The organism is Pseudomonas sp. PARCl1 (assembly GCF_947311875.1).
GTDB lineage: Bacteria > Pseudomonadota > Gammaproteobacteria > Pseudomonadales > Pseudomonadaceae > Aquipseudomonas > Aquipseudomonas juntendi.
Map to the genome: position 1 here is coordinate 1 of NZ_CAMZMX010000001.1, position 16,276 is coordinate 16,276.

A 16,276-nucleotide genomic window follows, 5' to 3' on the forward strand; every position below is an offset into this window, starting at 1 on the left:
GTGATCCAGTGGGCGCCTGGGTTGCCCAAGACCCGCTCCGGCAAGATCATGCGCCGCATCCTGCGCAAGATTGCCACGGGTGACTACGATGCGCTCGGAGACATCTCGACGCTTTCCGATCCAGGGGTGGTACCTCGTCTGATTGATACACACCGAAGAATCACAGCTGTATTAACATTTTAATGGCTGCCATCGTAGCTGCCAGACCATGCTTGTGGGCAGCTGTGCGGCCTGGGCCGGCTAAAAGGAATTTCCATGCTCCACAGCAACTACCTCAAACAGTTGGATCTGCAGGACATCGTGGTGTTTCTCAACTTGCTGGAGTTGCGCAGTGCCAAACGCACCGCCGAGCTGATGAGCGTGAGCCAGCCGACGATCAGTTATTGTTTGAAGCGGCTGCGCGGCTGCTTTGACGACACGTTGTTCTCTTCATCCCAAGGGGTACTGCAACCGACCAGCAAGGCCGAGAAGATCGCGCCTTATTTGCGCGTGGTGGTCGAGTCGGTCAACCGCTGCGCTGAAGATGAAAACCAAGCATCTGCGCAAGCAGTGCGTAAGATCTGGCGGCTCTGCGCGCCGGAGTATTTCGAGTTGTCGTTCCTGCCGCAAACCCTGGCGATGCTGTCGCACACGCATGCCAATACGTCGCTGCACCTCGACCGCCTGAGCCGCGACCTGCCTGTGGATCAGCTGATGTCAGGGGAAATCGACATCGCGATCGGCTTCGGTCCGGGCTATCACCAGATGCACCCGGAGTTGCAATGGCAAGCGGTGGTCAACGACGACTTTGTCTGCCTGACTAGTCAAAACGGGTTGGCCAACGACGCGGCCATGAGCCTGGATGAATTCTGCGCCTCGCCCCACGTATTCCCCACACCGTGGATTTCGGAAAAGAACATGGTCGACAGCTGGCTGGATAAAGTCGGCCGTTCGCGCAATGTGCTGGTGCGCGCCAATGGTTACCAAGCCTGCGTGAACATCGTTGCCGCGGTACCGGCCACGCTCGCACTACCGGCGCGCCTGTTGCCGCATCTGCGCATACCGTCATCAGTGAAAGTCTGTCAGCCGCCGCTGGGTTTCCCAACGTTTACCTTGGACATAATTTGGGCGCGCGACCGTCGGGACAGCAAAGATATAGCCAGCCTGCGCAAGTTGATCGAACAGGTGGCCGAAGTGTTGTTGACGGCACAATGAAACAGGCTTTTAAATTTTCACCACGCTTTTAGATTTTTTAAAACCAGCCAGCCACTCATTTCTCTTATCGTGTGGTCATCGGGTAGCGCAAGACGTACCTGAGTTCCACGCTTTCACGGAGGAATGAGTCATGCTGGCGCACGCCCACCTGTGGTAATTCCCTTTTTCCGACAACCGACGCCGTGCTACGGCTTCGAGTGTGCCATTGCGGTCGATCGCTACATGCGTGTAAGCGATTCGATCAGCCCCATGCACATCGTGCGCAATTTCTACAAAGGCCGGCACGGCTCGTTGTCTGCAGGAAGCGGCGCGTACCCACTACCTCAGCCACTACGACGCCACCCCCCGAGCCTTCGCTTCGTTTCGTAGCGCCAGCAGCGCCGATCAATCCCTGGTCAAGGATCCGCAGGTCAATCGGGGTTCCTACCACAAACAAGGCCCTGCCCACTTTCAACCGCCAGGCCTAGGCCTGACCACGACGCGCGCCGGGCATCCGCTGCCCGGTGCGCCGGAGGTAAGCATGAACGCGACCAAGCGTTACGAGAATTTCATTGTCTTCCTGGCGCCGCTGATCAACAGCGTGGGCGGTATCGCCATCGACCTGTACGCGCCGAGTATCCCCTCCATTGGCCGTGAACTGTCAGCCAGCCCGGCGCTGATGCAGAACACCATCACCATCACCCTGCTGTTCTATGCACTGGGGCAGCTGCTCTTCGGCATCATGGCCGATGCCCGTGGGCGGCGGCCGGCGGTGCAATTGGGGCTGCTGGTGTTCCTCGCGGGCAGCGTGCTGGCAACCGTGGCCACGTCCATCGAGATGCTCCTGCTCGCCCGCGCCCTGCAAGGCTTCGCCATCGGCGCCTGTCAGGTAGTTGCCCGTGCGCTGCTGGTGGACATCGTCAAAGGGCCGCGTTTCTACGTAGCGATCATCTACCTGAGCCTGGCCTTCGGCCTGGGGCCGGTGATCGCGCCGTACATTGGCGGGGTGATCGAAGTGCACCTTGGCTGGCGCTATAACTTCGTCCTGTACGCCGTATACGCCGTCATCGTGTTGGCCTTCGTGCTGGCAGGGCTCAAGGAGTCGTTGCCCGCCATGAACAGACGCAGCGCCTTGCACACCTGTGCCGGCTACCGCCCGATCCTGGCGGACAGCCGCTTTCGGGCCTCGGTGGTTGTGCTCGGCTCGAGCTTCTCGGCGTTTCTGCTATGGAACGTGTTCGGCCCACTCATCGTCCAGGAACGCCTGGGGCACAGCGCGCAATACTTCGGCACCACCGCGCTGGCTGTGGGTAGCTGCTACCTGGTCGGCACCCTGGTCAACCGTGCGCTTATCCGGCAGGTCAAGCCGCGGCTGCTGATGAGGGCAGGAATGGCGGTGTTTCTGCTCGGCGTGGTGACCATCGCCACGCAGGCCGAGGACATTCACCTGGTCTCGATCCTGGGCGGCATCATGCTGGTCGCGTTCGGTCAGGGCTTCATCTTCTCCAACGCCATGGCCAACTCGATGTCGCTGTTCCCCGACCGCGCCGGTGTTGCCGCCAGCCTGCAAGGCTGCCTGATGCTGGTATTCGGGTCACTGGCCTCGGCGCTGGTCAGCGCTTTGCCGCTGACCTCGAACCTGGCAATTGCCTGCGTGTTTCTGGTGCTTTGGTTGACCTCGTTGTCGGGCATGCTGAGCGTGCGCGTGCCGCGTCAAGCCTCGGTGGCCTGAAGCCTGCCGACCCCGGCGGTGCAGCGTATCTGTTGCCGGGGTCTGCAAGGCAGCGCTGAGCAGTATTCATCAACCAGCAGGATCGAGTAACTGCAACGCACCAAACGCTTGCCTGCGCCGAAGGGGGAAGCAGCGGACGCAAGCTCCCGCTCGCTATTACCCTCGGCGTAGTCGACTCAAATCTGCATGGCCATGCCATCCACATTCATCGCTGCCTGGCGCAATGCCTCGGAGCGGGTGGGGTGGGGGTGGCAGGTGAGGGCGATATCTTCGGCCGAGGCCGAGAACTCCATGGCCACGCAGAATTCACCGATCATTTCGCTGACGCTCGGGCCCACCAGGTGCACACCCAGCACTTCGTCGGTTTTGGCATCGGCAAGCACCTTGGCGAAGCCTTCGGTCTCGTGGTTGATCTTGGCGCGGCTGTTGGCCGTGAAGGGGAATTTGCCCACTTTGTAGTCACGCCCTTCGGCCTGGAGCTGCTCTTCGGTCTTGCCCACGCTGGCCAGCTCCGGCCGGGTATAGATCACGCCAGGGATGAGGTTGTAGTTGACCTCATGCGGTTTGCCGGCGATGCGCTCGATGCAGGCCACTGCTTCGTCTTCTGCCTTGTGCGCCAGCATCGGCCCGGAAGTGACGTCGCCGATTACCCACAGCCCGGGCACTGAAGTGCGGTGGTGTTCGTTGCCGAGCATGCCGCGCTTGTCGGTTTCCAGGCCTGCGCTTTCCAGGTTCAGGCCTTTGGTATAGGGGCGGCGACCGATGGCGACCAGTACATAATCGGCTTGCAGTGATTCTGCCGCGCCACCCGCTGCGGGCTCCAAGGTCAAGGCCACGCCGTCGGCGCTGGCGGTCGCCTGGGTCACTTTGCTGCCCAGCTTGAACGCCATACCTTGCTTGGCCAATGCCTTCTGCAGGGTCTTGGCGGTTTCGCTGTCGGTGCCAGGGCAGATGCGATCGAGGTATTCGATGACCGTGACCTGGCTACCCAGCCGGCGCCACACCGACCCCAATTCGAGGCCGATCACCCCGGCACCGATGACGACCAGGTGCTTGGGCACCTGCGGCAACGACAGCGCGCCGGTCGAGTCGATGATGCGCTGGTTGTCGATGGTCACGCCTGGCAGCGGCGTCGGCTCGGAACCGGTGGCGATGACGATGTCTTTGGCCTGCAGCGTGGTTTCGCTGCCGTCCTGCGCCTTCACGACCACTTTGCCGACGCCATCCAGGCGGCCCCAGCCCTTGACCCAGTCGACCTTGTTCTTGCGGAACAGGTACTCGATGCCTTTGGTCAGGCCGGCCACGCTCTCGTCCTTCTGCTTCATCATCTGGGCGAGGTTCAGCGTAGGTTTGACTTCGATGCCGAGGTGGGCGAACGCCTCACCGCTGGCGGCTTCGTAGAGTTCGGAAGCATGCAGCAGTGCCTTGGACGGCATGCAGCCGACGTTCAGGCAAGTGCCGCCCAAGGTCGAGCGGCCCTCCACGCAGGCGACACTGAGCCCAAGTTGGCCAGCGCGAATGGCTGCGTTGTAGCCGCCAGGGCCGCCGCCGATGATCACCACGTCATAGGTCTTCATGGTTCAACTCCAGGGATGTAGAAACGCGACAGGGGCATTAGGTTAGGCTGAGCCCGTGGAATTGTATACAATTCGCTGCGCAAACCAGCGCGGCAGGGTCTAGACCATGGTCTGATCGGGAGGAAACATCCCATGGATGAACTACTCTGATTCGACGACGTTCGAAATTTCGGGCGTCGTGGCCAATTACGGATAGGAGGGTCGTTCATGCTTGCGCAACTTCCACCGGCACTGCAGAGCTTGCATCTACCGCTGCGGCTGAAACTCTGGGACGGCAACCACTTCGATCTCGGGCCCAGCCCGCAGGTCACCATACTGGTCAGGGAACCCCAGTTGATCAGCCAGCTGACCCACCCGAGCATGGACCAGTTGGGCACGGCATTCGTCGAAGGCAAGTTGGAGCTGGAAGGCGATATCGGTGAGGCCATACGCGTTTGCGATGAGCTGAGTGAGGCACTGCTTACCGACGAAGACGACACGCCGCCCCAGCGCCTGGCGCATGACAAGACCACCGACGCCCAGGCCATTTCCTATCACTACGACGTTTCCAATGAGTTCTACCAGCTGTGGCTGGACCAGGACATGGTGTACTCGTGCGCTTATTTTCGCGAGCCGGACAATACCCTCGATCAGGCGCAGCAGGATAAGTTCGAGCACCTGTGCCGCAAGCTGCGGCTCGATGCGGGCGACTATCTGCTCGATGTGGGCTGTGGCTGGGGAGGGCTGGCGCGTTTCGCTGCCCGTGAGTATGGCGCCAAGGTATTCGGCATCACCCTCAGCAAAGAACAGTTGAAGCTCGGCCGGCAGCGGGTCAAGGCAGAGGGTCTGAGCGACAAGGTCGATTTACAGATACTCGATTACCGCGACCTGCCGCAAGACGGCCGCTTCGACAAGGTTGTCAGCGTGGGCATGTTCGAGCATGTCGGCCATGCCAACCTGGCGTTGTATTGCCAGAAGCTGTTCGGTGCGGTGAGGGAAGGGGGGCTGGTGATGAACCACGGCATCACCGCCAAGCATGTGGATGGTCGGCCGGTGGGGCGAGGTGCAGGCGAGTTCATCGATCGCTACGTGTTCCCACATGGTGAGCTGCCCCACCTGTCGATGATCAGTGCCAGCATCTGCGAAGCAGGGCTGGAGGTGGTGGACGTGGAGAGCTTGCGCCTGCACTACGCCAAGACCCTGCACCACTGGAGCGAGAATCTGGAGAACCAGTTGCACAAGGCGGCGGCACTGGTACCCGAGAAAACCCTGCGCATCTGGCGTTTGTACCTGGCCGGGTGTGCCTATGCGTTCCAGAAGGGCTGGATCAACCTGCACCAGATTCTGGCAGTGAAGCCCTATGCCGACGGGCATCACGACCTGCCCTGGACACGCGAGGATCTGTACCGCTGACACCTACCTCTGGCCGGCGGTACCGGTTACAGGATTGGGGATATCAGGCGTGCAATGCGCATCCCCAATTGCTGTAGCCGGTGGGTGTCGCGGCTGTCCTCAACGGTTATCTCGCGCGCCTGCTCGAAGTCTTCATTCAACATACGTTCCACCTGGTCGGCAAAGCCACGGTCGACCGTCAGCAGGGTGATCTCGAAGTTCAGGCGGAATGAACGGTTGTCCAGGTTGGCACTGCCGATTGCGCTGACCTCGTCATCTACCAGTACCACCTTCTGGTGCAGAAAACCCGGCTGGTAGCGGAACATGCGTACGCCTGCGCGTACCGCTTCGAAGGCAAACAGGCTGGAGGCGGCATAGACAACCCGGTGGTCGGGGCGTGCCGGGATCAATACGCGCACATCCACCCCACGCAGTGCTGCCAGGCGCAATGCCGCGAACACCGCTTCGTCAGGGATGAAGTAGGGGGTGGTTATCCACACCCTGCGCGTGGCGGAGTGGATGGCTTCAAGGAAGAACAGTGCGCAGGTTTCCTGTGGGTCCGCCGGCCCACTGGCCAAGGCCTGGCAGAGCACGCCGTCGTCGGGGTAGGCATCTGGCAGAATCAGCGGCGGCAGCTGGCGCGAGGCCCAGTACCAGTCTTCGGCGAACGACTCTTGCAGGCAGGCCAGCACTGGCCCGCCGATCTGCACATGAGTATCGCGCCACGGTGAAAGCTGCGGGTCTTCACCCAGGTACTCGTCACCTACGTTATGCCCGCCGATGAAACCGACCAAGCCATCCACCACCACGATCTTGCGATGGTTGCGGAAGTTAACCTGAAAGCGGTTGAACCAACCACGCCGGGTGGCGAAAGCGTGAACCTGTACGCCGCCATCACGCAGCGCCTGGCTATAGCTGGCTGGCAAGGCATGGCTACCGACACGGTCGTACAGTACAAACACCTGAACCCCTTCAGCCGCCTTGCGCAGCAGCAGGTGCTGTAATGCCTTGCCGAGTTTGTCGTCATGGATGATGAAGAACTGCACCAGCACCACATCGCGGGCTTTTTCGATGGCCGCGAAAATGGCATCGAAGGTGGCCTTGCCATTGATCAGCAGCTTCACCTGGTTGTTCGCCAGGCAAGGCATGCGCCCCAGTTTTGGCATGGCGCGTAGCGCGGCGTAGCTTTCCGACTCGCGGGCGGTCAGGGCTTCTTCAACCCATGGTCGCCAGTTGAGGTTGGCCATTGCAACGTGCATTTCCTGGTTGGCTTGGCGCCGCGCCTTGATATACGCATTGAACGAACGGGCGCCGAACACCAGGTACGGTATAAGGGTGAAATAAGGAATGAAGAACAACGGCATCGCCCAGGCAATTGCGCCTTGGGCCGTGCGCACCGTGAACAACGCATGCAGTGCGGCTACGATACCCAGTAGATGAATCAGGCCAATTACATAACCAAAGAAATAGGGGCTGTGGTAATCCATATGCATCCTGCTCACCGAGTACTGTTGGCTAACAGAACACGTTCCCGGTGCACCTTGCAACCTGCGGATGGTTTTGGCGTCTAAGGCTCAGCCCGGCCCGCTTGGCCGGCTTTTTTCAGGAGTGTTCACCCATGAAGATTCGTCTGCCACTGTTGGCCCTTGTCCTCGGTATGAGCAGCCCGCTGGTGCATGCCCAGATGCTTCAACCGGGTTTGTGGGAGCTGACCACCAGCAACATGCAGGTCGATGGCAAGCCGTTACCTGACATGGGGTTCATGCTGGGGCAGCTCAAGAACCTGCCGCCGGAGCAGCGCGCGATGATGGAAGGCGTGCTGGCCAAACAAGGGGTGACGGTGGCTGGTAATGGCGTGCGTTCCTGCCTGACCGCCGAACAGGTGGCGACCAACGACATCCCGCTGCAGGATCCCAAATCCGGTTGCACGCAGAAAATCACTGACCGTACCGGCAACGTGTGGAAGTTCGAGTTCAGTTGCCCGAAGGCACAGGGCAGTGGCCAGGCGACGTTCCTCAGTGATCGGGAGTTCACCACCCAGGTCAGCGGCACCTTCAACGCGTCGGGTGTTCAGCAGCAAGGCAGCATGAACACCCGTGCGGTGTGGCTGGGCAGTGATTGCGGCACGGTCAAACCGCGCAGTTGAGGTCCCACTGCCACTGGCTGGTGGCAACAGCGTCGTGGGCATGCAGGCTTTCTGCATGTTCCACCCGCAGCCTGAAAGCAGCACTCCACTCCAATTGTCGCAGCGCCTGGTGCAGGCGCCGGGCAGCATCTTCACAGAACATCAGGTTTTGCCCGTTGGCTAAAGCGAAGGCCTGTTCGTCTGCACGCTTGACCGCAGTCTGTACCGCTGTGCCCAAGCTCATTTCGATGCAATCAATCAGCTCGGTAATCGGCAGATCACGCTGGCTGCTGCGCAGCCGTACCTGAATTTTCGCGCTACTGCGTTGGCTATGTGGGGTAGCGACGATGCCTTCGGCAGTGCCCAGCCAGTTCATTACCGCCGCGGTGTCGACCTGCGACCCGGGGAATTGCTGTTGGAACTGCTGTTGTATCAGTTGCCTGGCAAGCGCCGCCGAACATGGACAGGTGGACGAATAGGGCACGCAAACGGATAGTTCCACGTGGAACATTTCATTCTCGATGCGTGCATCGATGGTCACGGGATAGCTCTTCCAGCCTGCCAATGGGCTGATCAAGGCTGGTCTTTTAAGCAGGTGATCAAAGCCCAGGCGCAGATAAGCAGCGGAAGACAGCCTTTCGTGGCTGGTCAAAAAATCCGCCAAAAGCTGCCGAATTGCCAGCGGCGTAAGGGGCTGGTTTTCCAGGGCCTCCAATGCAAGGTAGAGCCGCGACATGTGGATGCCACGTGAATGGCCGTCTATCAGACTGACGCCTGCGTCGACGGTGGCAGCAGCGGGGCGCCCTTCGAACTGCACGGGCAAGGCTATGCCACACATGCCCACCCAGTTCAGTGGCAAGGCGAACGCATGAGTCTGTGAGGCGATATCGGGGAGCGTGTGCTGGTTCATTGGGGTTTCCACAGAAAAAGGTGTCAGCGGCAGCCGCCGATCATGCTGCAATGCAAATTGAAACGTTGCCCGCTGGAACTGGACACCCGGTTCAACGTGGTCCAGCCTACGCGGCGGCTGTAACCCACCCAGGCTTCGCCATCACTGGCCAGGCCGGTGAAGAAGGTCAACGAACCGTAACGGCTGTTGGTTTGAGCCCATAGCCGCCGCGTGACCGAGTCGAAACCGCGCAGGTAAAGTTCATTGCCGTGCGTGCGTACGCTGTAGTAACTCCCTTTGCCGTCCTGGCAGGAGAGCAGCGTGGCGCTGCGGGTACACAACGCCAGTGCAGTGCTCTGCGGCATGGCAACCAGTGAGGTGGGCATGGCGAACAACACCAATGCCATGGCGCGTGACAGTTTCATGTTTTGTCCCTGGTGAGCATTCGTCCGTCGAGAACGACTTGGCGAAATTGTATTGTTACTTTATAACATTGTGCAATGCATCGTTTCGAATGCGCTCGCCTGAAGGGGTTTCGCCATGTCCAATCGTCTTCCCGTTACTGTGCTGTCCGGCTTTCTGGGTGCCGGCAAAAGCACGTTGCTCAACCATGTATTGCGTAACCGTGACAACCTGCGGGTTGCCGTCATCGTCAACGACATGAGCGAAATCAACATCGATGCCAGCGAGGTGCAGCGCAACGTCAGCCTCAACCGCGCTGAAGAAAAGCTCGTCGAGATGAGCAACGGCTGCATCTGCTGCACCCTGCGTGAGGACCTGCTGGAAGAGGTAGCGCGGTTAGCCGCAGAAGGGCGCTTTGACTACCTGCTGATCGAGTCCACGGGCATTTCAGAGCCACTGCCGGTAGCAGAGACTTTCACCTTTCGCGACGAACAAGGCCGCAGCTTGTCCGACATGGCCCGGCTGGACACCATGGTCACGGTGGTCGATGGCCTGAACTTCCTGCGCGATTACCAGGCTGCAGATAGCCTGGCCAGCCGTGGCGAAACATTGGGCGAGGACGATGAGCGCTCGATCAGCGACCTGCTGATCGAACAGGTGGAATTTGCCGATGTACTGCTGCTGAGCAAGATCGACCTGATCAGCCAGCATGAGCGCGAAGAGCTCGTGGCCATTTTGCGCAGCCTCAATGCGCGGGCAGAGATCGTGCCGATGGTCATGGGCCAGGTGCCACTGGAGCGCATTCTCGATACGGGCCTGTTCGACTTCGACCAGGCGGCTCAGGCGCCAGGCTGGTTGCAGGAGCTACGCGGCGAGCACGTACCGGAAACCGAAGAGTACGGGATTGCAGCCATGACCTGGCAAGCGCGGCGCCCGCTGCATCCCCAACGGTTCTACGACTTTATCCACACGCACTGGACCAACGGCCGCTTGCTCCGTTCCAAAGGTTTTTTCTGGTTGGCCAGCAAGTACCAGGAAGCCGGTAGCTGGTCGCAAGCGGGCGGGATGATGCGCCATGGGCTGGCGGGGCGCTGGTGGCGCTTCGTACCGCGCAACCAGTGGCCTGAGGATGTGGATAACACCAGTGCAATCCTTAAACACTGGACCGCTGAAACCGGCGATTGCCGGCAGGAATTGGTGTTCATTGGGCAGAACATCGACTTTGCCAAGTTATCCACATCCCTTGACGCGTGCCTGTTGACCGACCAGGAAATGCAGCTTGGGCATATGGGCTGGTTGCGGCTGCCCGATCCGTTCGGACCGTGGCATGCGGAGTCCGCAGCATGAGCCTGGCATTCAGGCCTGTGGATATCTTTCAGGTGTTTGGCGAAACGCCGCAAACATTGGCTGAGGTCCTGCAGGATGGTGTCAACCTGGCCGTGTGGCGGCGGCGGCTGCCGGCGCAGTTGCAGGACTTTGCCGAACTGGTACTCAGCCTTGGCCAGCCTCTGACCGACCAACGGGTAATCGAGGTGCACGAGCAGCACGCGCCGGTCCTGCCGGACCTGCTGCGCGAAGCCGCTGACCTGCATGGCTATGAGTCATTTGTAGCCGATGTGACCTGGCTGGTCGCGGCCTACACCTGCCTGGTGGGTGCGCGCCGTGTGGGTTTACGCCTGCGCGTGCTGGATGGCCCCATGTGTCCGCGCTTCCATGTGGATAACGTGCCATTGCGCTTGCTCACAACCTACGTGGGGCCGGGCAGTGAATGGTTGCCTGAGGCAATCAGCCCCCGGCGAGAGTTACACACAGCACAGCCCCCTGTGGATAAAATTCAAACCCTTCAAGCCGGTGATGTCGCGCTGCTCAAGGGCGAGAAATGGCAAGGCAACGAAGGCGCAGGTCTGGTTCACCGCTCGCCTTCGGGCCAGCAGGGGCGTCTGCTGCTGAGCCTTGACTGGTTGGCCTGACGGCGCATAGTTAGGCTTTGCCACTGTTTGAACCAGGCCATGCTGCAGAACATACCTACCCACGTGATTGCCGGCCCGCTCGGCGCCGGTAAAACCACCCTGATCCGCCATTTGCTGGCGCAGCGGCCGCCCAATGAGCGCTGGGCGGTGCTGATCAATGAATTCGGCTTGGTTGGCCTGGATGCGGCGTTGCTCAGCCGGGATGAAGACGGTGTTGCCATTGGTGAAGTGGCCGGTGGTTGTCTGTGCTGCGTGAACGGTATGCCGTTTCAGATCGGGCTAGGGCGTCTATTGCGCAAATCACGCCCTGACCGTTTGTTCATCGAGCCTTCAGGTTTGGGTCACCCGTTGCAATTGCAGGCACAGCTGCAGGCAGCGCCATGGGCTGGAGTGCTGACAATTCAGCCACTTGTCATGGTTTTGGATGCTCAAGCGGTGGTTCGCAACCAGCGGCTTACCGATGCGCAACAGCAGGCGTTGAACGCCTGCGAATGTGTGATTCTGAATAAGTCAGAGGCTGTGGATGAATCATCTAAGTTGTTGATAAGTAATAAATTTAGCGACAGGATGGTGCTGTGGGCGGTGCAGGGTGAAGTAGCGTTTCGTGGCCTACCCCAGGCACCTTCACAGATTGTTGACAGCCCGCTTTCCGCCGTCAGGATTGTCGACAATCTGGAAATAACCCCAGGTACGGTCTGGGCCGACCCCACCCAGCCGGTCTGCCTGGCCCAGCAAGGTGAGGGTGGTTGGAGTATTGGCTGGCGCTGGCACCCCAGCCAGCAGTTTTATCCACAGCGGCTAAGCACGTTCTTGCAGAATTTACCCTGGCGGCGCGCCAAGGGGGTTATCCACAGCCCGGAGGGGTGGCAGGCTTTCAATGGGCTGAATGGGAGTCTGCCCGCCTGGCAGCCCAGCGAGTGGCGCAGGGACAGCCGCATCGAGCTGATTTTCGATCAGCCACAGTCGCAACCGGCGCTGCAGGCCGGCTTGCGCGAGTGCCGCATCAGCTGATCAGTTTCGCCAGCGGTTGTGTTCCTGGCGCCACTGCTGCATCTCGATAACGTTGTCGGTGCGCGGCGGGGTCTTGATCTCGAACGGGTAGGGTGCCAGTTCTATCTGCACGCTGTGCGCACCGAACTGTGTCACGCTACCGGGGTGGCGCTGCTCGCCAGTGACGGTGAACTCGAAGGCATAGATGCGGGCCAGGCGCTTGCGGCCATTGGCATCGCGCACAAAGCCGATGCGCTTGAGCGCCACGGCGTCGTCAAGCAACTCGAGGTCCATTTTGGCGCAATGCTGTTTGACCCGTTCCAGGGCTTTCTCGCGCAACCCATGGTTGTGCCACAACCAGGCGCCTGCCGTGGCTACCAGCATCAGGACGAAGAGGTTCTCCAGGGTCAACATTTGCTTATGCTCCAAACAGGTAGATCCAGCTTAACTGCGTCCCTGGCCTGTCGTACAGGTGACAATCGAGTTCATACTGCGTCGCGCACCATTCTTTGAAACAGCTTTGGAAAACACCCGCATGAAACGTACTCCGCACCTGCTCGCCATTCAGTCCCATGTGGTGTTCGGCCACGCCGGCAACAGCGCCGCGGTGTTCCCCATGCAGCGGATCGGGGTCAACGTGTGGCCGCTCAATACCGTGCAGTTCTCCAACCACACACAGTATGGCCAGTGGGCGGGCGATGTGCTTGCTCCAGCGCAAATTCCTGCGTTGGTCGAAGGTATTTCCAACATCGGTGAACTGGGGCACTGCGATGCGGTGCTTTCCGGTTACCTGGGGAGTGCCGAACAAGGGCGGGCGATTCTGGCCGGGGTACAGCGGATCAAAGCGGTGAACCCCAAGGCGTTGTACCTCTGTGACCCGGTCATGGGACACGCTGAGAAAGGTTGTATCGTACCGCCAGAGGTCAGCCAGTTCCTGCTCGACGAAGCGGTGGCCAAGGCCGACATCCTGTGCCCCAACCAGCTGGAGCTGGACAGCTTCTGTGGGCGCCGCGCGCAGTCGCTGGAGGATTGCGTGCACATGGCGCGCAGCTTGCTGCAGCGCGGGCCGCAGGTGGTCGTGGTCAAGCACCTTGCCTACCCCGGGCGGTGCGAGGACCAGTTCGAAATGCTGCTGGTGACGGCCCAGGACTGCTGGCACCTGCGGCGCCCGCTGCTGGCGTTTCCGCGTCAGCCAGTGGGGGTCGGCGACCTGACTTCCGGGCTGTTCCTGGCCAGGGTATTGCTGGGCGACAGCTGGGTGCAGGCATTCGAGTTCACTGCCGCCGCGGTGCATGAAGTGCTGTTGGAAACCCAGGCCTGTGCCAGCTACGAGCTGCAGCTGGTACGGGCCCAGGATCGCATCGCCCACCCGCGTGTGCGCTTCGAAGCGCAGTTGCTGGCGTTTTAAATAGCGTCGGTTTTCAGGTCCTGGTAGCGCTTTTCCAGTTCCTGGCGGATCTGGCGGCGCTGCTGCCCCTGCAGGAAGCGGCGCTTTTCTTCACTGCTTTGCGGCTGACGCGGCGGTACCGGCACAGGGCGGCGATTGTCGTCCACCGCTACCATGGTGAAGAAGCAGCTGTTGGAGTGGCGCACCGAGCGCTCGCGAATGTTCTCGGTCACCACTTTGATGCCCACTTCCATCGAGGTATTGCCGGTGTAGTTGACGGACGCCAGGAACGTCACCAGCTCGCCCACGTGTACCGGCTCGCGGAAGATCACCTGGTCCACCGACAATGTCACCACATAGCTGCCTGCATAACGGCTGGCGCATGCATAGGCCACTTCGTCGAGGTATTTGAGCAGGGTGCCGCCATGTACGTTGCCAGAAAAGTTGGCCATGTCCGGGGTCATCAGGACGGTCATGCTCAGCTCGGCGTTTCCAGGTTCCATAAGGTGCTCACGGTTAGGTTGCGCTGAATCGGGCGAATGGAGGGGGTGATCTGCTGACACGGGTTTTCCCTCTTGTGAATTTGCCTCGTTGCTACGGGACGTTGCCGGGGGCGTAGGGGTCACGCTGATCATGCCATCAGCGGCGCTTTTCCAGCCGATCTGTTTCTGCATATTGCGCCGGCCTTTTGCAGCCGATCGCGATGTTAACCTGAGTAAGCCCATGCACCATGGGCGTTCCTGCATTCAATACAGTATGTACTTGCTGCTCGCTCAGGTTTGCCCCGGCAGAGGAGCGGTTTGCCCAGGCATTCATAAAAGACGAGAAAAGGAGTATCACGCCATGCATGCCATCAGCTTCATCCAGGACCTGGCAGTCATCATGCTGGTCGCTGGCGTGGTCACCATCCTGTTTCACCGCCTCAAACAGCCGGTCGTGCTTGGTTATATTGTCGCCGGCTTCATCATCGGCCCGCACACCCCGCCATTCGGCCTTATCCACGACGAAGACACCATCAAGACCCTCGCCGAGCTGGGGGTTATCTTCCTGATGTTCTGCCTGGGGCTTGAGTTCAGCCTGCGCAAGTTGTTCAAGGTGGGCGCCACGGCATTCATCGCGGCGTTCCTCGAAATTGTGCTGATGATCTGGATCGGCTTCGAGATCGGCCGCTGGTTTGGCTGGAACACCATGGACTCGCTGTTCCTGGGTGCCATCCTGGCCATTTCCTCGACCACCATCATCGTCAAGGCGCTCAACGACCTGAAGATGAAGAACGAGCGCTTTGCCCAGCTGATCTTTGGCGTGCTCATCGTCGAGGACATTCTTGGCATTGGCATCATTGCCCTGCTCTCAGGTATCGCCGTCAGCGGCACGGTCAGCTCGGGGGAGGTATTCTCCACTGTCGGCAAGCTGTCGTTGTTCATGATCGTTGCCTTGGTCATCGGTATCCTGTTGGTGCCGAGGCTGCTGGCCTACGTGGCCCGGTTCGAGAGCAACGAGATGTTGCTGATTACCGTGCTGGGGCTGTGCTTCGGCTTCTGCCTGCTGGTCGTCAAGCTCGAATACAGCATGGTCCTGGGCGCCTTCCTGATTGGCGCGATCATGGCCGAGTCACGCCAGTTGCTGAAGATCGAGCGCCTGATCGAACCCGTACGCGACCTGTTCAGCGCCATTTTCTTCGTCGCCATCGGCTTGATGATCGACCCGCAGGTGCTGGTCGAATACGCTTGGCCGATTGTGGTCATTACCCTGGCGGTGGTATTGGGCAAGATGGTGTCCTGCGGCATGGGCGCGTTCATTGCCGGTAACGATGGGCGTACCTCGCTGCGCGTGGGCATGGGGCTTTCGCAGATTGGCGAATTCTCCTTCATCATTGCCGCACTGGGCATGACCCTGCAGGTAACCAGCGACTTCCTGTACCCCGTGGCGGTCGCCGTATCGGCTATCACGACCCTGCTTACGCCCTACCTGATCCGCGCAGCCGACCCGCTTTCGCAAAAACTGGGCAATGTCGTGCCCGGGCGCCTGGCGCGGGTGCTGTCGTTGTATGGCGAGTGGTTGCGCAACATTCAACCGCAGGGCGAGGGTGCCATGCTCGCGGCAATGATCCGGCGCATCCTCCTGCAGGTTGGGGTGAACCTGGCGCTGGTGATCGCGATCTTCTTCAGCGGCGGCTATTTTGCCGGGCGCATCGGTAACTGGCTCAGCGAATGGGTCAGCGACATCAGCCAGCAGAAGGCGATGATCTGGGGCGCGGCGTTATTGCTGTCGCTGCCGTTCCTGATCGCGGCCTACCGCAAGCTCAAGGCGCTGTCGATGCTGCTGGCCGAGATGGGCGTGAAGCCGGAAATGGCCGGGCGGCATACCCAGCGGGTGCGGCGGGTGATTGCCGAAGTGATTCCGCTGTTGTCGTTACTGGTGATTTTCCTGCTGCTGTCGGCATTGTCAGCGAGCATCTTGCCGACCAACGAATTGCTGTTGGTGATTGCCGTGGTCGCTGCGGTGGTGGTGGCCTTGCTGTGGCGCTGGCTCATTCGCGTGCACACGCGCATGCAGATCGCCTTGCTGGAAACGCTGGAGAACAGCCGCGAGAACTCGCACTGAGTGCCACCCGGCCGCAGCGACAGCGGCGCCTACCGGTTCACCACACGCTTGGCCGT

Annotated in this window: 17 protein-coding genes; 10 read left to right on the forward strand and 7 right to left on the reverse strand. The window is 60.4% G+C overall.

Translation table 11 applies throughout. The annotated features are described in order from the left end of the window. From QME24_RS00005 to QME24_RS00015, 3 genes are all read left to right on the forward strand, one after another. The coding region (locus QME24_RS00005; RefSeq protein WP_281690728.1) for a hypothetical protein at positions 1 to 183 on the forward strand (183 nt) is incomplete at its 5' end. A gap of 72 nt (positions 184 to 255) precedes the next feature. Beyond that, positions 256 to 1,194, forward strand: a complete 939-nt coding sequence (locus QME24_RS00010; RefSeq protein WP_280091094.1) for a LysR family transcriptional regulator — start codon at positions 256 to 258, stop codon at positions 1,192 to 1,194. A 520-nt stretch (positions 1,195 to 1,714) separates the two neighbouring features. Then, positions 1,715 to 2,905 carry a multidrug effflux MFS transporter gene (locus tag QME24_RS00015; RefSeq protein WP_280091093.1) on the forward strand — a complete coding sequence of 397 codons (1,191 nt, stop codon included), beginning with the start codon at positions 1,715 to 1,717 and terminating at the stop codon, positions 2,903 to 2,905. Positions 2,906 to 3,081: 176 nt separating this feature from the next. Here QME24_RS00015 and lpdA read toward each other — a convergent pair whose 3' ends face one another. Beyond that, positions 3,082 to 4,482: a dihydrolipoyl dehydrogenase gene (lpdA, locus tag QME24_RS00020; RefSeq protein WP_281690729.1), complete on the reverse strand. Its 1,401-nt coding sequence runs from the start codon at positions 4,480 to 4,482 to the stop codon at positions 3,082 to 3,084. A 207-nt stretch (positions 4,483 to 4,689) separates the two neighbouring features. Between lpdA and cfaB the strand changes: the two genes are divergently transcribed. Next, positions 4,690 to 5,874: a C17 cyclopropane fatty acid synthase CfaB gene (gene cfaB, locus QME24_RS00025; RefSeq protein WP_029886462.1), complete on the forward strand. Its 1,185-nt coding sequence runs from the start codon at positions 4,690 to 4,692 to the stop codon at positions 5,872 to 5,874. A 26-nt stretch (positions 5,875 to 5,900) separates the two neighbouring features. Here cfaB and cls read toward each other — a convergent pair whose 3' ends face one another. Beyond that, positions 5,901 to 7,340 (reverse strand): cardiolipin synthase, encoded by a 1,440-nt coding sequence (cls, locus tag QME24_RS00030; RefSeq protein WP_009683545.1) that lies wholly within the window; start codon positions 7,338 to 7,340, stop codon positions 5,901 to 5,903. Between the two features lie 131 nt (positions 7,341 to 7,471). On the opposite strand from cls, the gene QME24_RS00035 reads away from it, so the two are divergent. Then, a complete protein-coding gene (locus tag QME24_RS00035) occupies positions 7,472 to 7,999 on the forward strand; it encodes a DUF3617 domain-containing protein (protein WP_009683544.1) in 528 nt (175 codons plus the stop codon). Here the strand turns inward: QME24_RS00035 and folE2 are convergent. After that, complete coding sequence (gene folE2, locus QME24_RS00040; RefSeq protein ID WP_280091091.1) at positions 7,983 to 8,888, reverse strand: GTP cyclohydrolase FolE2; 906 nt, start codon at positions 8,886 to 8,888, stop codon at positions 7,983 to 7,985. The genes QME24_RS00035 and folE2 overlap by 17 nt on opposite strands. A gap of 23 nt (positions 8,889 to 8,911) precedes the next feature. After that, entirely contained in the window at positions 8,912 to 9,292 is a 381-nt protein-coding gene (locus QME24_RS00045) for a hypothetical protein (protein ID WP_009683542.1), read from the reverse strand. A 115-nt stretch (positions 9,293 to 9,407) separates the two neighbouring features. Between QME24_RS00045 and zigA the strand changes: the two genes are divergently transcribed. Genes zigA through QME24_RS00060 form a run of 3 tightly spaced genes read left to right on the forward strand, consistent with a single transcriptional unit; the run spans position 9,408 to position 12,250 of the window. Beyond that, positions 9,408 to 10,616, forward strand: coding sequence for a zinc metallochaperone GTPase ZigA (gene zigA / locus QME24_RS00050; protein ID WP_280091090.1), 1,209 nt, complete (start codon positions 9,408 to 9,410; stop codon positions 10,614 to 10,616). Beyond that, the gene (locus tag QME24_RS00055) at positions 10,613 to 11,239 is read left to right on the forward strand and encodes a DUF1826 domain-containing protein (RefSeq protein ID WP_192441319.1); all 627 of its coding nucleotides are present in this window, start codon (positions 10,613 to 10,615) and stop codon (positions 11,237 to 11,239) included. The genes zigA and QME24_RS00055 overlap by 4 nt, the downstream gene beginning before the upstream one ends. A gap of 39 nt (positions 11,240 to 11,278) precedes the next feature. Beyond that, positions 11,279 to 12,250, forward strand: a complete 972-nt coding sequence (locus QME24_RS00060) for a CobW family GTP-binding protein (RefSeq protein WP_280091089.1) — start codon at positions 11,279 to 11,281, stop codon at positions 12,248 to 12,250. Here the strand turns inward: QME24_RS00060 and QME24_RS00065 are convergent, their stop codons facing one another. Beyond that, positions 12,251 to 12,643, reverse strand: a complete 393-nt coding sequence (locus QME24_RS00065) for a DUF3301 domain-containing protein (RefSeq protein ID WP_054904311.1) — start codon at positions 12,641 to 12,643, stop codon at positions 12,251 to 12,253. A gap of 121 nt (positions 12,644 to 12,764) precedes the next feature. Here QME24_RS00065 and pdxY point away from each other — a divergent pair, with 121 nt between their 5' ends. Beyond that, positions 12,765 to 13,637, forward strand: a complete 873-nt coding sequence (pdxY, locus tag QME24_RS00070) for a pyridoxal kinase PdxY (RefSeq protein ID WP_280091088.1) — start codon at positions 12,765 to 12,767, stop codon at positions 13,635 to 13,637. Here the strand turns inward: pdxY and QME24_RS00075 are convergent. Together QME24_RS00075 and QME24_RS00080 are read right to left on the reverse strand one after the other, a co-directional pair. Then, positions 13,634 to 14,119, reverse strand: coding sequence for an acyl-CoA thioesterase (locus QME24_RS00075; RefSeq protein WP_110638882.1), 486 nt, complete (start codon positions 14,117 to 14,119; stop codon positions 13,634 to 13,636). The genes pdxY and QME24_RS00075 overlap by 4 nt on opposite strands. A gap of 136 nt (positions 14,120 to 14,255) precedes the next feature. Further along, positions 14,256 to 14,465, reverse strand: coding sequence for a hypothetical protein (locus tag QME24_RS00080; protein WP_192441314.1), 210 nt, complete (start codon positions 14,463 to 14,465; stop codon positions 14,256 to 14,258). Here QME24_RS00080 and QME24_RS00085 point away from each other — a divergent pair. Continuing rightward, entirely contained in the window at positions 14,460 to 16,220 is a 1,761-nt protein-coding gene (locus QME24_RS00085) for a cation:proton antiporter (protein ID WP_009683534.1), read from the forward strand. The genes QME24_RS00080 and QME24_RS00085 overlap by 6 nt on opposite strands. Positions 16,221 to 16,276 lie beyond the last annotated feature (56 nt).

Excerpts from the sequence above, each read along its gene's own strand:
- pdxY (WP_280091088.1), top strand. The coding sequence starts at position 12,765 with ATGAAACGTACTCCGCACCTGCTCGCCATTCAGTCCCATGTGGTGTTC.
- QME24_RS00015 (WP_280091093.1), top strand. The coding sequence starts at position 1,715 with ATGAACGCGACCAAGCGTTACGAGAATTTCATTGTCTTCCTGGCGCCG.
- cfaB (WP_029886462.1), top strand. The coding sequence starts at position 4,690 with ATGCTTGCGCAACTTCCACCGGCACTGCAGAGCTTGCATCTACCGCTG.
- QME24_RS00080 (WP_192441314.1), bottom strand. The coding sequence starts at position 14,465 with ATGCATGGCGTGATACTCCTTTTCTCGTCTTTTATGAATGCCTGGGCA.
- folE2 (WP_280091091.1), bottom strand. The coding sequence starts at position 8,888 with ATGAACCAGCACACGCTCCCCGATATCGCCTCACAGACTCATGCGTTC.
- QME24_RS00045 (WP_009683542.1), bottom strand. The coding sequence starts at position 9,292 with ATGAAACTGTCACGCGCCATGGCATTGGTGTTGTTCGCCATGCCCACC.
- QME24_RS00035 (WP_009683544.1), top strand. The coding sequence starts at position 7,472 with ATGAAGATTCGTCTGCCACTGTTGGCCCTTGTCCTCGGTATGAGCAGC.
- QME24_RS00055 (WP_192441319.1), top strand. The coding sequence starts at position 10,613 with ATGAGCCTGGCATTCAGGCCTGTGGATATCTTTCAGGTGTTTGGCGAA.
- cls (WP_009683545.1), bottom strand. The coding sequence starts at position 7,340 with ATGGATTACCACAGCCCCTATTTCTTTGGTTATGTAATTGGCCTGATT.
- QME24_RS00060 (WP_280091089.1), top strand. The coding sequence starts at position 11,279 with ATGCTGCAGAACATACCTACCCACGTGATTGCCGGCCCGCTCGGCGCC.
- zigA (WP_280091090.1), top strand. The coding sequence starts at position 9,408 with ATGTCCAATCGTCTTCCCGTTACTGTGCTGTCCGGCTTTCTGGGTGCC.
- QME24_RS00010 (WP_280091094.1), top strand. The coding sequence starts at position 256 with ATGCTCCACAGCAACTACCTCAAACAGTTGGATCTGCAGGACATCGTG.
- lpdA (WP_281690729.1), bottom strand. The coding sequence starts at position 4,482 with ATGAAGACCTATGACGTGGTGATCATCGGCGGCGGCCCTGGCGGCTAC.
- QME24_RS00075 (WP_110638882.1), bottom strand. The coding sequence starts at position 14,119 with ATGGAACCTGGAAACGCCGAGCTGAGCATGACCGTCCTGATGACCCCG.
- QME24_RS00085 (WP_009683534.1), top strand. The coding sequence starts at position 14,460 with ATGCATGCCATCAGCTTCATCCAGGACCTGGCAGTCATCATGCTGGTC.
- QME24_RS00065 (WP_054904311.1), bottom strand. The coding sequence starts at position 12,643 with ATGTTGACCCTGGAGAACCTCTTCGTCCTGATGCTGGTAGCCACGGCA.